Below are 15,550 nucleotides of genomic sequence, written 5' to 3'. Positions count from 1 at the left end.
CGGGGCATGGAGATGTTATGCACACGACAATGACATCGCTGCTGGCGGCCGACGCGCCGACAGTGATGACCCCCACGACGCCCCATTTACGCATTGAAGCGGTGACCAAGCGTTTTGGTACCTTTACTGCACTGGACAACATTTCCCTGACCATTAACGAGGGGGAGTTTGTCTGTTTTTTAGGTCCCTCCGGCTGCGGCAAAACCACCCTGCTGCGCACTATTGCGGGGCTTGCCCGACAAACCGCGGGCACGCTTATTCAGCGTGACAAGGATATCTCCACGCTGCCCACCCAGGCGCGTGACTTCGGCATTGTGTTCCAGTCCTATGCGCTGTTTCCCAACCTAACGGTGTTTAACAACGTGGCCTATGGGTTGCGCAACCGGCGGGTAGAGCGGTCACGCATCCAAGCACGGGTGAGTGAGCTGCTCGCGCTGGTGAACTTGACGGGCAGCGAAAACAAGTACCCGGCGGCACTTTCCGGCGGGCAACAGCAGCGCGTGGCGCTTGCGCGGGCACTGGCCACCGAGCCTGGCCTGCTACTGCTGGACGAGCCGCTTTCGGCGTTGGACGCCCGGGTGCGGGGCCACCTGCGCAGCCAGATTAAAGCCCTGCAGGCGCGCCTCGGGGTGACCACCATCATGGTGACCCACGACCAGGAAGAGGCGCTCACCATGGCCGACCGCATCGTGGTGATGAACCACGGCGTGATTGAGCAAGTGGGTACCCCGGCGGAGATCTACCATCAGCCTGCCAGCGCCTTTGTGGCCTCGTTTATCGGCAGCATGAACTTCCTGGAAGTGACCGCCCAAGGCGATAATCAAGCGCTGCTGGGTATCACGCCCTGCGCTTGTCTGCCGCATGCCCTGGAAGTGGGCCAAGCCGCCCAACTGGCCATTCGGCCCGAAGCAGTGGCACTTAGCCGTCAAGCGGGAGCGCTGAATGGTGAGGTGATAGGTATCGAGTTTTTAGGGCCCTTTCAGCGGGTCACACTGCGCTTAACGGACGCTGACCAAACGCTCATTGCCGATGTGCCTAGTCGCGATAGTACCGACCTAAACCTTTACCAGGGGCAGGTGCTAGGTATTCACCTGCCCACCGAAGCCGCCCGTCTTTACCCAGCCGGGAGTAGCCAGCAATGATGGCCGAGAGCTTTGTAAAATCGGCGACCAAGCCATCGCTAGAGTCGCTGATCCGCTTGTTGGCGTTACTCGCTGGCGTTGCACTGCTGGTGGTGGGGCTGCTGTTCCCACTCGTGACCATGCTGATCAAGAGCCTGCAAGACCGTGCAGGCGACTTTATCGGCCTGGCCAACTTCGCGTACTATTTTCAAACCCCTGCGCTGGTCAATTCGATCGCCAACTCGTTGCGGGTGGCGCTGATGACCACCGGTGTGGTGGTCGGGTTAGCGTTTTTATGCGCCTACGGGATCACTCGAACCTGCATGCCGGGCAAGCGGCTATTTCGCATGTTGGCGATTTTGCCCATTCTGGCGCCATCGCTGCTGCCCGCGATTAGCTTGGTCTATCTGTTTGGCAATCAGGGGTTTCTGCGCGATTTACTGGCCGGCCACTCGGTTTATGGGCCTATCGGCATTGTGATGGGCATGAGCTTCTGGATATTTCCCCACGCGCTAATGCTGCTGACCACCGCGCTGACCAACAGCGATGCGCGGCTCTACGAAGCGGCCGAAGCGCTGGGTACCCCCAAGTGGCGTACGTTTTTGACTATTACGTTGCCCGGCGTGCGCTACGGGCTGATTTCCTGCCTGTTTGTGGTGTTTACCCTGGCGATTACCGACTTCGGCGTGCCTAAAATTATCGGCGGCCAATTCAGTGTGCTGGCTACCGACGTCTACCGCCAGGTGGTTGGGCAGCAGAACTTTCAGATGGGCGCGGTAGTCAGCGTGATTCTGCTACTGCCAGCGGTTCTCTCGTTTATCGTTGACCGTTGGATACAGCGGCGCCAGGTGGCGCAACTTTCGGCCCGGGCAGTGCCGTGGCAGCCTAGCCCCAGCCCGCTGCGAGATTGGATATTTACACTGCTTTGCTACGCGGTGGCGGGGGCCATTGTGCTGGTGATCGGCACCGCGGTGTATGCGTCGCTGGTGCAGTTCTGGCCCTACAACTTATCAATAACCTTTGAGCACTATACCTTCCAAGGCATGGCCGATGGTGGCTGGGGGGCATGGTTTAACTCGCTCAAGTTAGCGTTTAGCGTGGCCCTGGTGGGCACGTTAGTGATCTTCTTTAATGCCTGGCTAATCGAAAAGAGTGAAGGCTTCCGCCCGCTGCGCCAAGGGCTACACTTTATGGCCATGCTGCCTATGGCGGTGCCTGGCATGGTGCTGGGGCTTGCCTATATCTTCTTTTTCAATCAGGCGGGCAACCCGTTTAACTGGCTGTACGGCACGCTGATGATTCTGGTGCTCAATACCTTGATTCACTTCTACACCGTGTGCCATCTCACCTCCGTCACCGCGCTTAAACAGCTCGATCCCGAGTTTGAAGCGGTGGGGGCCTCACTCAAAGTACCGTTTTGGATCACGTTCAGCCGGGTGACGCTGCCGGTGTCGCTGCCCGCGGTGCTGGATATATCGGTGTATCTGTTCGTCAATGCGATGACCACGGTATCGGCGGTGGTGTTTCTCTATAACAGTGACACACGGCTGGCCTCGGTGGCCGTGCTGCATCTGGATGAGGCGGGCTACTTTGCCAGCGCCGCGGCCATGGCCGTGCTGATTTTCCTTACCTCGCTGGTGGTGAAGCTGCTGCATACAGCGCTTACCCATGTGTTGTTAAACAACGCCCAGCGCTGGCGTATGGCGGGCTAGGAGAGACGAGAACAGTCCTAGACAGCCCGTTGTACTTGCGACTAAAGTGTTTTAAATATCTGGTATAGACCAAAATGAACGATCAAAACGAAGCACTCTATCTGTTAACACCGGGGCCATTGACCACTTCCCCTGCGACCAAAGCCGCCATGCTGCGCGACTGGGGCTCCTGGGACGATGACTTTAACCAGGTCACTGCCGACATTCGTAGCCAGTTGCTTGCTATGGCGGAAGCCGCAAGCGATGAGTACGCCTGCGTGCCCATGCAGGGTAGCGGTACCTTCGCCGTGGAGAGTGCGCTGGCCTGCGCCACTGACCCCAGCGGTAAAGTGCTGGTGCTGATGAATGGTGCTTACGGTAAGCGCGCGGCGCAGTTGCTCCACATAATGGGCCGCCGTTACGTGACGCTGGATAAAGGCGACTACCTGCCACCCCAGCCCAATGAAGTGGCGGCGCTGCTGGAGCAATATCCTGATATTACGTCGGTATTTTTGGTGCACTGCGAAACCAGCTCGGGGATTTTAAACCCACTGGAAGCCATTGCCGAGGTGGTGCACTCCCATGGGAAAACGCTCATCGTCGATGCCATGAGCTCTTTTGGCGGCATCCCTATCAGCCTTGCGAAAACGCCTATTGATGTGCTGGTTTCTTCTGCCAACAAGTGCATTGAGGGTGTGCCGGGTTTTGGCTTTGTGATTATTCGCCAGGCGCTGCTTGAAGCAGGTGGAGGGCGCGCTCACTCGTTGAGCCTGGATCTCAATGCCCAATGGGAATATATGGAGCGCACCGGCCAGTGGCGCTTTACGCCGCCCACGCACACCGTGGTGGCCTTTCAGGCCGCACTTGCCCAGCACCGGGAAGAGGGCGGCGTGCCAGGGCGCTGCGCGCGCTATACCCGCAATCGTGATGCGCTGGTAAAAGGCATGCGCGCGCTAGGCTTCAGCACGCTATTAGAAGACGAATGGCTATCGCCGATCATCACTACCTTTTTAAGCCCTACCGACCCAGCATTTGAGTTTAACGCTTTCTACGCGGCGCTAAAGGCGCGCGGGTTTTTGATCTATCCCGGCAAGTTGACTGAAGTGGAGAGTTTTCGCATCGGCTGCATTGGCCAGCTAGGCACCACGGTGATCGCGCAACTGCTAAGCGCCATTCAAAGCACACTTACCGAGATGGGCGTTAGCCTTTTTCCACACCTATCTTCACAATCAGGGAGCGCCTAATGCAGTATCAATCTCCTCAATGCTTGCAAGCGGTTATCTGTGACTGGGCAGGCACGCTGGTCGATTTTGGCTCCTTTGCACCTACCCAGATATTTGTCGAAGCGTTTGCTGAGTTGGGCGTGGCGATTAGCCTGGAAGAAGCTCGCGGCCCCATGGGTATGGGTAAGTGGGATCATATTCGGACACTCTGCAATCACCCGGACATCGCCGAACGCTTTGTTCAGGCGGTAGGCCACGCGCCTTCTGATAACGATGTAACGGCGCTTTACGAGCGCTTTATGCCGCTGCAGATTGCCAAAATTGCCGACCACTCGGCGGTGATTCCCGGCGCGCTCGAGACCTTAACTACGCTGCGCGCCCAGGGGCTGAAAATCGGTTCCTGCTCTGGCTACCCGGCGGTGGTGATGGAAAAAGTCGTTGCTTTGGCTGCGGATAACGGCCTGCAAGTTGATCACGTAGTGGCGACGGATGAGGTGCCCAATGGCCGTCCGTATCCTGCTCAGGCGTTGGCCAATGTGATCGCGCTAGGCATCAGCGATGTGGCTGCCTGTATTAAAGTGGATGACACCACGCCGGGCATTCTTGAAGGGCGCAGCGCGGGAATGTGGACGGTGGCGCTTACCTGCTCGGGCAATGCGCTGGGGCTAACCTATGCGCAATATCAAGCGTTGAGTGATGCCGAGCGCCACGCCGCCCACGAGCAGGTGGCCGCGCAGTTTGCCCCCTCAGCACCGCACTACTGCATTGAGACCATTGCCGAGCTACCCAGCGTGGTCGATGCCATCAATACACGTCTTCAACAGGGAGAGCGTCCTTGAGTCCAGCCGCGCTTGCTCTGGTGCTGGTCTCGGTATGTATGCACGCCGGATGGAACGTGTTGGGCAAACGCAATGCGCCGTCGTTAGCCTCTTTTACCCTGGCTTACGGCGCGGGTGGGGCGGTGATGCTGCCGCTGGTGTTGCTTGGGCCGCCGCTCACTGCGTTACCAAGTGCATTCTGGGGCTGGTTGGCGCTTTCGGGATTATGCCAAATGCTCTATATGGGCGGCCTGGCCTGGGCCTATGCGCGGGGTGACGTCAGCGTGCTTTACCCCATCGCCCGGGCATTGCCGGTAGTGCTAGTGCCGCTGGTATCCATTGCGCTGCTGGGTAGTCGGGTGCTGGATAGATGGGACGGCCTTGGCATGGTGCTAGTCGTGGCAGGCGCGCTTTGCCTGCCGCTTAGCCATCCGCAGGCGCGCAGGATATCCACCTATCTCACCCCGGCCATGGGGTTTGCGCTACTAGCGGCAGCAGGCACCGTTGGCTATTCGCTGATCGACAAGCAGGCCCTCGGGCTAATGCAGGGGGCAGGGCACAGCGGCTTAACCGCCGGGGCGGTGTTTATGGTGTTGCAAGCGCTGATGACACTAACCTGGTCAGCACCGCTACTGGCATTGCTACCGGCAGAGCGACGCCGCCTGCCTGCGCTCCGCCAGCAGGGGCTGACCATGCTGGTCGTTACCGGGCTGATGATGACCTGCACCTATGGCTTGGTATTAATCGCCATGGCGCTTACCGACGAGGTGAGTTATGTGGTGGCGCTGCGCCAGCTGTCTATTCCTGTGGGCGTATTGATGGGCGTGCTATGGCTAAAAGAGCCTGCCTCCAGGGCGAAAGCCGTAGGCACGCTGGTGATGTTGGCGGGGCTGGTGTTGGTGGTGCTTTAGGTCAGCGATAACTATTTCAGCGCCTGCCAAATTAGATTAAAACCGACCAAAAACATGGCTAAAATCACCAATCGATAAAACAGCGCTTCGTTTACACGGCTTTGTAGCCAGAGGCCGTTGCGCACGCCGATCCAGGCGATGGGCACTAGCAGCAGCGACGCCCAAGCGCTGGTGACGTTGATCTCACCAAGCCACATATAAGGGGCCAGTTTAATCACGTTGACCACCGCAAAGGATACCGCGCAGGTGGCGATAAAGGTCTCTTTAGAGAGTTTGCGCGGCAGTAGATACACGTTTAGCGGCGGCGCTCCCGCATGGGCCATAAAGCTGGTAAAGCCGCAGACGCTTGCTGCGGGTAGGGCCCAACGGGAAGAAATGGGCTTTTTGGCGACGGGCTTGAGTAGCATGTAAGCGGCGAACAGCAAAGTGATAACGCCAAGTGTCAGGCGCAAGCCCTGCTCGCTCAGGCTGCCAAACAGCAGCGTGCCCACTGCCACGCCAATGAATAAGCCCGGCACAAAGCGCCAGACTTCGGCGTTTGATTGCTTGCCCCACCATGCTTTCACCGCAAACACGTCCATCACCAGCAGTAGCGGCAGTAGTAAGCCCGCTGCCTGGGCGGGGCTGATCGCCAGCGCCATTAGCGGTACCGAGAGCGTGCCAAAACCACCCGCAAAGCCACCTTTTGAAACGCCGGTCAGGTAAACGGAAAACGCAATTAACAACCAGGCGATGACGGAGTAGTCGGGGAGCATTGAGGCCTCTGGATACGCAAAAAAATGAACCACAAAAAAGCCCCGCATTAGCGGGGCTCATTAGCATAACATTAGATAAACGTTAGCGGGCGAAGTGTCGATCTATCCAGCGTTCATCAGCCATTCGTGGTCGGGGTCGTTGTGAAATTTCCATGCCCGCTTGGGCCCCGCCATCACATTTAAGTAGTAGAGCGAATAGCCATGGGAGGCGCCCACCGGATGGTAACCCTTGGGAACCAACACACAGCAGCCGTTTTCCACCGCCATGGTTTCATCAAGGCTGCGGTCATCGGTGTAAACGCGCTGGAAGGCGAACCCTTGTTCAGGGTTAATGCGGTGGTAGTAGGTCTCTTCCAGATGTGATTCGTGGGGTAAGTTATCCACATCGTGTTTGTGGGGCGGGTAGCTCGACCAATTGCCCGCGGGTGTGAATACTTCAACCACTAGTAGACTATCGGCGGGCTCGGTTTCCGGCAGAATATCGTGAACATGGCGGGTGTTGGTGCCCTGGCCACGGGTGCTTTGCTTGATGTTGTCAGGCGCGATGAGCCGTGGGGCATGGTTGCCATGCCCGGGGGCGGCGCACACCGCTAGCTCTAAGTCTGTGGTCGCTTCCACCGCGTAGCTAACATGGTCAGGCAGGTAAACCGCATAGGGCGGGATCTGTTCAAAGATATCCATGCGCTGGCCGATATCTTCAAAGCGGTGCTCGCCGCAGGTTACCGTGGCGCGACCGGTGAGCAGCACCAGGCAGATTTCCTGATCATCGCTGCTGGCCTCCAGGCGTTGGCCCTTGGCGAGTTTATGCACCCGAAAGCCAACGTGCGTCCAGCCAGCCGATTCAGGGGTCACGTCAATCACGGTGCCTTGGGCATCTGGGGCGGTGGGGCGTACCAGTAGGGAAGCCATATGTCGCTCCTTCTGATGGTTAGCTGCTCTGTTGGCAGCTAACCGTTAACGATATGAAGGGTCTCCACAGACCCGTTTGCGTCTGTTTAGATCGAGGCGTCGAGCAGAATTTTGCGACCTTCACGCAATGAACGCTCCGCTGCATCGGCTAAGCGCAACGCCTCTAGGCCATCCTGGGCACCTGCGAGTGGCGCACGTTTCTCCTTCCATGCGGCGACAAAGTCGCCAATTTCCAGTTGGTAGGCTTGGGCATAGCGCTCCAGGAAGAACCACTTGGGTTTGTCTTCCACTTGGCCTGCTTCACCGGTGAAGCGCAGCCGGGTGTCGCTCTCATTTTGGGCCTGCAGCATGCCTTGGCTGCCAAAGGCTTCGATACGCTGATCGTAGCCGTAGCAGGCACGTCGTGAGTTGCTGATTTGGCACAGCTTTCCACTGGCTGTGGTAAGGGTGACCATGGCGGTATCCACATCACCCGCTTCGCCAATCGCTGGGTCGATAATGCTACTGCCGACGGCAAAGACACTTTCGATGGGTTCATCGAGCAGCCAGCGCGCCATGTCGAGGTCATGAATCATCATGTCTCGGAACAGGCCGCCGGACTCAGCCACGTACTCGGCAGGCGGGGGAGACGGGTCGCGGCTAATAATCGTTAGCGTTTCAAGTGCGCCAATACGCCCTTCGGTAATCGCTTTTTTCAGTGCCGAAAACTGAGGATCGTGGCGGCGGTTAAAGCCTAACGCGCAGGTCACCGGATGTTCACTGAGTACCTGCAGAGCATCTCGTGTGCGGGCTAAATCCAGGGCGATGGGTTTTTCGCACAGAACAGCCTTGCCCGCGCGGGCGGCACGCTCCAGATACTCCGCGTGAGTAGGCGTGCTTGAAGCAATCAGTACGGCGTCAATGGTGTCATCCGCGAAGATTTCATCCACAGAGGCCGCTCGGCTGGCGTACTGCTCGGCCAACGCTTCTGCGGCAGGCTGATGAAAATCGGCCACGGCGGCCAGGGTAACGTTTGGGTGTGAATAAATGGCCTGGGCATGCACCTTGCCGATGCGTCCTGCGCCGATGAGTGCGAGTTTCATAAGCTCTCCTATTTTGTTTTTGCTGTTGGCTTGCTTTGGGTGTTTAGGCCTTACGTTTTTTGTCACGGCCCTTTTCTTTGTCGCGTGTTTTGTCTTGCCGCACGCCCAGGGCAATCGCCAAGGTCTGGGTCAAGCAGAGCGACGCGGTCAAACTCCGGAAACTTTTTACTTCGGCTTCGTTGACCACGAAGACGACATCCGCGAAACGGGCCAGCGGGCTAAGGTTCGAATCGGTAATCACTACACTAGGTAGGCCGCGCTGGTGGGCGTCTTCGCAGGCTTTTTGGCTCTCTTCGGCATAGGGAGAAAAGCTAATCGTTAGCAGAGCGTCGTGTTGGCTCATAGCGCGCAGCTGCTCGCCGTACATCCCGCCCAAACCATTGACCAGCAGCGCAGGTTTATCCACATGGGCCAATGCATAGGTCATGTAGCTGGCGACCATAAAGCTTCGCCGTGCGCCCATCACATGAATCGCATGAGCCTTTTCAAAAATATCCAGCGCCTTCTCCAGGCTCTCTGGATCGATACGGCTGGGAAGCTGCTCCAGAACAGCGCGATTGGCATCGGCGAACTCCCACAACAGCTGGGTGCTGTCGGGTGTTTCCCCGGTGGCGCTACGTACTGCGCGAATCCGTTCTGTGTAGTTAGGCAATTCATCGACTAGGCGGCTGCGAAACAGCTGCTGCATTTCGGAAAAACCCTTAAAGCCCAAGCTATTGGCCAAGCGGATTAAGGTGGATGGAGTGACATCTGCCTGCTCAGCAATTTTGGCCACGGTTGCCAGAGCAACCTCCTGGGGGTGATCAAGCACAAAACGAGCGGTTTGCTGTAAGCGTTTGCTTAGCGTGGCGTACTCGGCGGTGATCAGCGTTTCCAGCTCGCGGTAGCTTTGTGGTGGCTGTGGCATACAAATTCCTTCGCGTTAACTGATGTACCACTCATTCACTCATGTACGCCTGGGTAGTAGCGCTGAGCAAAGTGGCTGGTTGTTATGCAGTCTAGTTGATTGGAATAAATATTCCATTTATACCAAAGTATAGAATAAATAATTTGCAAGAATTGCTATTTGGAATCTATATTCCATAGCGCCAAGGCATTTAATGCCACTTCCCTACCAACAACGATAACGTTATGAGGAATTCTTTATGGCACGTCTATCTCAATGGCTTCTAGCCTCTGCCGCCACCACGGCATTAATGGCAGGTGCCGCACAAGCACAGGAACCGGAACAAGAAGCGAGCCGTTTCGTCATGGTGACCCATGGTGTCCCCTCTGATCCTTTCTGGTCAGTGGTGAAAAACGGCGCAGAGGCAGCCGCTGATCTCGTAGGCGCTGAGCTGGAGTACCGTGCACCATCGACCTTTGATATGGCCAAGATGCAGCAACTTGTACAGGCAGCGGTGGCATCGGATCCGGATGGCTTGATCCTCTCTTTTACTGACGAAAATGCCCTGGGCGGCGCTGTCCAAAATGCTGTCGATAACGGCATCCCAGTGATCACCATTAACTCCGGTGGCGACGTGGCGAGAGATTATGGTGCCCGGCTGCACATTGGGCAGAGTGAATACGAGGCGGGCAAACAGGCCGCCGAGCGCATGCAGGAACTGGGCGTTGAGAAAGGCGTCTGCGTTAACCATGAGCAAGGCAACCAGGGGCTTGATCAGCGCTGTGATGGCTTTGTAGAGGGCTTTGACGGCAATGCTGAGCAGCTAGCGACCACCTACGACCCCACCAATATTCGCAATGCCATTGTCGCTTACCTCAACGAGAACAGTGATGTGCGTGGTGTGCTGACCTTGGGTGCACTGGCCGCTGATCCGATGATTCGGGCCATGCGTGAGCAGGGGGCAACCGATATGTTCACTCTCGGCACCTTTGACCTTTCACCCGGTATTTTGGAAGCCTTGGATGCTGGCGAGCTGGACTTTGCGATCGACCAACAGCAGTACATGCAGGGTTATTTGCCTGTCATGTTCCTAGATCAGTTCGTCAAAAACGGCCTGCTACCCGCAGGGGATGTTGCCACCGGCCCAGGGTTTGTCACTCAAGAAAACGCTGCACAGGTCATTGAGCTGAGTAGCCAGGGCATCCGTTGATAACTACCTAATTGAAAAAGGCTCGACGGTGTCGGGCCTTGGGGGTCGATCGCCATGAATTCTACTGAAACGAAACAGTCGGTTGCGCCAGCAACCGCTCCTCAAGATGAGCGTATCCAGAGAGTCTCTTTCTGGAAGAAGGCGCTTAATCGCCCGGAGCTGGGGGCGCTGGCCGGTGCCGTGCTGGTGCTTGCCTTTTTTATAGCTGCTTCCAGCGGCACTGGGATGTTTACCCCAGCGGGTATTATTAATTTCCTCGAAGTCGCCGCTCAGCTCGGCATTATCGCCACGGCGGCTGCGTTGCTGATGATCGGCGGAGAGTTTGATCTTTCGATTGGTTCGATGATTGGCTTGGCAGGCATTCTGATTGCCATCCCTGCGGTGGAGTATGGCTGGCCGCTATGGGCCGCTATTTTATTGGCGTTCGCCTGTGCGGGCCTGGTGGGCTGGATTAACGGCAATCTGGTCAATAAAACGGGGTTGCCGTCATTTATCGTTACCCTAGGCTTCCTGTTCATTCTGCGTGGCCTGGCTATTGGTACTAGCCGGTTGTTGACGGGACGTACTCAGGTGGGGGGAGTGCAGGATCATATCCCCGGAGATTGGTTCGCGGCGCTTTTCTCTGGAGAAGTCGCTACGGGACTATTTAGCTGGATGGCGGAAAATGGCTGGATGGCGACCAACTTTGCGGGCAACCCCACGGTCACCGGTATCCCTGTCTCGATTGTCTGGTGGCTGGGTTTAACCGCTGTAGCGACTTGGGTGCTGCTGTGCACGCCTTACGGCAACTGGATCTTCGCCAGCGGTGGTGATGCCAATGCGGCGCGCAATTCGGGCGTCCCCGTCCACCGCGTCAAGATTTCACTGTTCATGTTCACCGCTTTCTCCGCCACCATCTTTGCCTGCATACAGGTCATGGATACCGGTTCGGCGGACACCATTCGCGGCCTGTTAAAAGAGCTGGAGGCCATTATTGCCGTAGTAATTGGCGGCGCTTTGCTGACCGGCGGCTATGGATCTGCCATTGGTGCGGCCCTCGGTGCGCTGATTTTCGGCATGGTGCAAATGGGCATTTTTTACACCGGCGTTAACACGGATTGGTTCCAGGTCTTCCTGGGCGTAATGCTGCTGGTGGCGGTGCTATTCAACAACTACATGCGCAAAAAGGCGATGGAGGCTAAATAACATGACTACACGCACTCCAATGATTGAAATGCGCAGTGTCAGCAAACACTTCGGCAGCGTCATCGCCATCAGTGATATCTCGATGCAGGTCTATTCCGGTGAGGTTATGTGCCTGCTGGGGGATAACGGTGCTGGCAAGTCAACGTTGATTAAAACCCTTTCCGGTGTTCACCAGCCCACCCATGGCGAGATGCTACTGGATGGCAAGCCCGCTCGTTTCAAGTCCCCGGCTTACGCGCTCGACGCCGGTATCGCGACCGTTTTTCAGGATCTGGCGATGGTGCCGTTGATGTCGATTACCCGTAACTTCTTTATGGGCCGCGAACCGACGGTGGGGTGGGGGCCTTTAAAGCGGATTGATTGGAAGTATGCCGACCGGGTTGCCAAAGAGGAAATGGCTAAAATCGGTATCGATGTACGCGACCCAAGCCAGCCGGTGGGCACGCTTTCTGGCGGGGAACGCCAGTGTGTGGCGATTGCCCGTGCCGTCTATTTTGGCGCTAAAGTGCTGATTCTTGATGAGCCTACGTCAGCGCTTGGGGTTAAGCAGGCCTCTGTCGTACTGCGCTACATTGCCAAAGCCCGCGCGGATGGGCTTGCGGTCATCTTTATTACCCACAATGTTCACCATGCTTACCCAGTGGCCGATGCGTTCACCTTATTGTCACGCGGCGGCAGTTTGGGCTCATTCCGCAAAGAAGAAGTCAGCCGCGAAGAAGTGCTCAATATGATGGCGGGTGGCGCTGAGCTTGAAAGCCTGGATGCGGAGCTTGCGGAATTCCAGCGTGACGATAAAGCCAAGAAGGCCAGCTTAGCCGAACAAGACACTCAGCCTGCGGATGAAACAGGCAGCACTGAACCCCCTTCACCGCGAACGGCGAGCGGCTATTAAGGAGCCATGATGAATAAACCTACCCCATCATCCCCGTTCACGCTGGCCGTTTGCGCTGAAATGGTGTTCCGCCACTTGCCCGTGCTGGAGCGTGTTAAGCGTATTTCTGAACTGGGTTTTCAGGTCGAAATCTGGGACTGGACTAAGCATGACATTGACGCACTGGCCAATAGCGGGGCGACGTTTTCATCCATGACCGGCTATGTCACCGGCACCCTAGCGGATGCAGCCGGGGCAGATGAACTGCTACGCACCGCCGCGGAGTCGATTGAGGTGGCAAAGCGCCTTGGCATTCCGCGCCTTAACCTTCACGGCACCGGGCTAGATGGTAATGGGTTGCCCGTTCAGCCTTGCCAGCAGATGACTGGCGCTATGTGGCTAAAAGCCCGCGACACACTCAATCGGCTGGCGGATCTGGGCGAGCAGAACGACGTCACCTTTGTGCTTGAAAACCTCAATACCGACGTTGATCACCCCGGTGTGCCGTTTGCGCGCCTGGAGGATGTGCTTGCGCTGGTGGAGAGTGTCGACCGGCCTAGCTTACGCATCATGTTGGACGTTTATCACGCCCAAATTGGCGAAGGTAATTTGATCGAATTGATTCGTCGCTGTGGGCCGTACATTGGTGAAGTGCAAGTGGCTGATGTGCCTGGGCGCTGCGAACCGGGAACCGGCGAAATTAACTACCCGGCCATCGCCAAAGCGCTGAACGACATAGGTTATCGCGGCACCGTAGGACTGGAAGGCTGGGCCTCTGGGGATGACGACCTCGCGCTCGACCGATTCCGTGCCGCTTTCTCACTTTAAGCCACGGTTGATAAGCCTTATCGATTGCCAGCCAAGACACTTTTATGCCCAGTGCCATCCTGTGACTAGTACCACGAATTTGTGACGTGGGGAGACATTTATGCTGAATAACAATAGTCAACACCGACCGCTTGACCTGATTTGTCTTGGACGCGTGGCGGTCGATCTTTACGCCGAGCAGATTGGCAGTCGTTTAGAAGACGTGGCCAGCTTTGCCAAGTACCTAGGCGGCAGCTCGGGCAATATGGCCTACGGCACCGCTCGCCTCGGGTTGAAATCCGCCATGCTCTCGCGGGTCGGCGACGAGCAGATGGGCAACTTCGTGCGCGAAGAGCTGGAGCGGGTGGGCGTGGATACCTCCGCGCTTCAAACCGACCCCGAGCGCCACACCGGCCTGGTTCTGCTGGCTTTAAAAGACCGTGAAAGCTTCCCGCTGCTATTTTATCGCCGCGACTGTGCTGATATGGCCATTGACGCCGAGGCCATCGACCCTGAATTTATCGCCCGGGCCAAGGCGCTAGCGATTACCGGCACGCATCTTTCTACCGATACCACCCGGCGGGCGTGTCGCAAGGCACTGGACGCCGCCGCCCATTATGGCGTGAAGCGGGTGCTGGACATCGACTATCGCCCCGTACTATGGGGGCTGACCAATCCCGGCGATGGTGAAACCCGTTTTATCGCCGATGAAAAAGTCACTACAGATCTTCAACGCTGGTTGCCGGACTTTGACCTGATTGTAGGCACCGAAGAAGAGTTTCATATTGCCGGCGGCAGCACGGACACCTTAGCGGCTCTGCGCGCGGTACGTGAGGTTAGCGAAGCCACTCTGGTATGCAAGCTGGGGCCCATGGGCTGTGTGGTGTTTGAAGGCGCCATTCCTGACCGTATTGAAGACGGCATTTTAGTTAAGGGCGTACAGGTCGAGGTGCTCAATGTGCTGGGTGCCGGGGATGCCTTTATGAGTGGCTTGCTACGCGGCTGGCTGCGCAATGAACCCTGGCAAACCAGCGCCGGTTATGCCAATGCCTGCGGCGCGCTGGTGGTCTCCCGCCACGGTTGCGCTCCTGCCATGCCCACCGAGGACGAGTTGTTTGATTATCTGGCACGCCGCGACGAGGTTTCCCGTCCGGATATCGATAAACGCCTGAATCATCTGCACCGGGTCACTACCCGAGTGCCTGCGCAGTGGCCCGAAGTGCTGGGCCTGGCATTCGACCACCGCCGTCAGCTCACCGACATGGCCCGCGAAGCGTATACCGACAGCGCGCGCCTGCCAGCACTCAAAAAACTCCTGGTCACCGCCGCCGAAGAGGGCGCAAAGCTGGGCGGTATTTCCACGCCCGCGATTCTGGTCGACGACGTGCTGGGTCAGGAAGCGCTCAATCAAGCCAGTGGAAAAGGCTGGTGGATTGGTCGACCAGTGGAGCTTCCTGGCTCACGACCTTTGCGCTTCCAGCATGGCGATGATTTAGGTGCCTGCCTGCGCAACTGGCCTAGAGAGCAGATCATTAAATGTCTGGTGTTCTATCATCCCGACGATGAACTCTCGCTGCGCCTGGAGCAGGAGGAGCGTCTGCGTCAGCTCTACCAGGCGGCCTGTGCTTATGGGCTGGAGCTGCTGATTGAAGTCATTCCGCCCGCCGACATGCCCAATGACGACACCACCTTGCCGCGCAGCCTTCAGCGGCTCTACAACCTGGGTATTCGCCCAGACTGGTGGAAGCTACCTGCCATGTCAGACGCTGCCTGGCAGGCGGTTGGCGACACCATTGAGCGGGAAGATACCTACTGCCGTGGGGTTGTGCTGCTTGGGCTAGACGCCCCCATGGACGACATGAAACGCGGTTTCGAAGCAGCGGCCAATCATGCCTGCTGTAAGGGTTTCACCGTTGGGCGCACGCTATTTGCCAGCGCGAGTCGTGATTGGCTAGCCGGGCGTATCGACGATGCCCGCTTGGTAGAGCGGGTCGCCCAGAACTATGCCGAGCTGATAAAGGCGTGGCGGCAATTAAGGCAGGCGCAGCCGCAAACGCTGTCTCACACGGAGGAGGCGTAAA

14 protein-coding genes are annotated in these 15,550 nt (G+C 57.4%); 10 read left to right on the top strand and 4 right to left on the bottom strand.

Annotated features, from left to right (window positions below):
- Positions 1–17 precede the first annotated feature (17 nt).
- From U738_RS13215 to U738_RS13195, 5 genes are all read left to right on the top strand, one after another.
- Entirely contained in the window at positions 18–1,142 is a 1,125-nt protein-coding gene (locus U738_RS13215; RefSeq protein ID WP_081899102.1) for a putative 2-aminoethylphosphonate ABC transporter ATP-binding protein, read from the top strand.
- Entirely contained in the window at positions 1,139–2,833 is a 1,695-nt protein-coding gene (locus U738_RS13210) for a putative 2-aminoethylphosphonate ABC transporter permease subunit (protein WP_035581279.1), read from the top strand. Before U738_RS13215 ends, U738_RS13210 begins: the two co-directional genes overlap by 4 nt.
- 74 nt (positions 2,834–2,907) lie before the next feature.
- The gene (locus tag U738_RS13205) at positions 2,908–4,056 is read left to right on the top strand and encodes a 2-aminoethylphosphonate--pyruvate transaminase (protein ID WP_035581276.1); all 1,149 of its coding nucleotides are present in this window, start codon (positions 2,908–2,910) and stop codon (positions 4,054–4,056) included.
- Entirely contained in the window at positions 4,056–4,874 is an 819-nt protein-coding gene (gene phnX / locus U738_RS13200) for a phosphonoacetaldehyde hydrolase (protein ID WP_035581273.1), read from the top strand. Before U738_RS13205 ends, phnX begins: the two co-directional genes overlap by 1 nt.
- Entirely contained in the window at positions 4,871–5,764 is an 894-nt protein-coding gene (locus U738_RS13195; protein WP_035581272.1) for an EamA family transporter, read from the top strand. Before phnX ends, U738_RS13195 begins: the two co-directional genes overlap by 4 nt.
- An 11-nt stretch (positions 5,765–5,775) precedes the next feature.
- Here the strand turns inward: U738_RS13195 and U738_RS13190 are convergent, their stop codons facing one another.
- The 4 genes from U738_RS13190 to U738_RS13175 form a co-directional block, all read right to left on the bottom strand.
- On the bottom strand, positions 5,776–6,567 hold the full coding sequence (locus U738_RS13190; protein WP_231896800.1) for a sulfite exporter TauE/SafE family protein: 792 nt from the start codon (positions 6,565–6,567) through the stop codon (positions 5,776–5,778).
- A 54-nt stretch (positions 6,568–6,621) separates the two neighbouring features.
- Entirely contained in the window at positions 6,622–7,428 is an 807-nt protein-coding gene (gene iolB / locus U738_RS13185) for a 5-deoxy-glucuronate isomerase (protein WP_035581269.1), read from the bottom strand.
- Between the two features lie 86 nt (positions 7,429–7,514).
- On the bottom strand, positions 7,515–8,510 hold the full coding sequence (gene iolG / locus U738_RS13180; protein WP_035581267.1) for an inositol 2-dehydrogenase: 996 nt from the start codon (positions 8,508–8,510) through the stop codon (positions 7,515–7,517).
- A 43-nt stretch (positions 8,511–8,553) separates the two neighbouring features.
- The gene (locus U738_RS13175) at positions 8,554–9,417 is read right to left on the bottom strand and encodes a MurR/RpiR family transcriptional regulator (protein WP_035581265.1); all 864 of its coding nucleotides are present in this window, start codon (positions 9,415–9,417) and stop codon (positions 8,554–8,556) included.
- A 238-nt stretch (positions 9,418–9,655) separates the two neighbouring features.
- Here U738_RS13175 and U738_RS13170 point away from each other — a divergent pair, with 238 nt between their 5' ends.
- From U738_RS13170 to U738_RS13150, 5 genes are all read left to right on the top strand, one after another.
- Positions 9,656–10,606, top strand: a complete 951-nt coding sequence (locus U738_RS13170; RefSeq protein ID WP_035581262.1) for a sugar ABC transporter substrate-binding protein — start codon at positions 9,656–9,658, stop codon at positions 10,604–10,606.
- A 54-nt stretch (positions 10,607–10,660) separates the two neighbouring features.
- On the top strand, positions 10,661–11,791 hold the full coding sequence (locus U738_RS13165; RefSeq protein ID WP_035581260.1) for an ABC transporter permease: 1,131 nt from the start codon (positions 10,661–10,663) through the stop codon (positions 11,789–11,791).
- A 1-nt stretch (position 11,792) separates the two neighbouring features.
- Entirely contained in the window at positions 11,793–12,683 is an 891-nt protein-coding gene (locus U738_RS13160) for an ATP-binding cassette domain-containing protein (RefSeq protein ID WP_035581258.1), read from the top strand.
- Between the two features lie 9 nt (positions 12,684–12,692).
- Complete coding sequence (locus tag U738_RS13155; protein WP_035581256.1) at positions 12,693–13,490, top strand: TIM barrel protein; 798 nt, start codon at positions 12,693–12,695, stop codon at positions 13,488–13,490.
- 100 nt (positions 13,491–13,590) lie between these two features.
- Entirely contained in the window at positions 13,591–15,549 is a 1,959-nt protein-coding gene (locus U738_RS13150) for a bifunctional 5-dehydro-2-deoxygluconokinase/5-dehydro-2-deoxyphosphogluconate aldolase (protein ID WP_035581254.1), read from the top strand.
- The last annotated feature ends 1 nt before the right edge of the window (position 15,550 follow it).

The sequence above is a fragment of the Halomonas sp. TG39a genome, from assembly GCF_000744395.1.
Taxonomy (GTDB): Bacteria; Pseudomonadota; Gammaproteobacteria; order Pseudomonadales; family Halomonadaceae; genus Vreelandella; species Vreelandella ventosae_B.
Note: the sequence above shows the minus strand (reverse complement) of the source record. Positions and strands in the feature narration are given on the sequence as shown.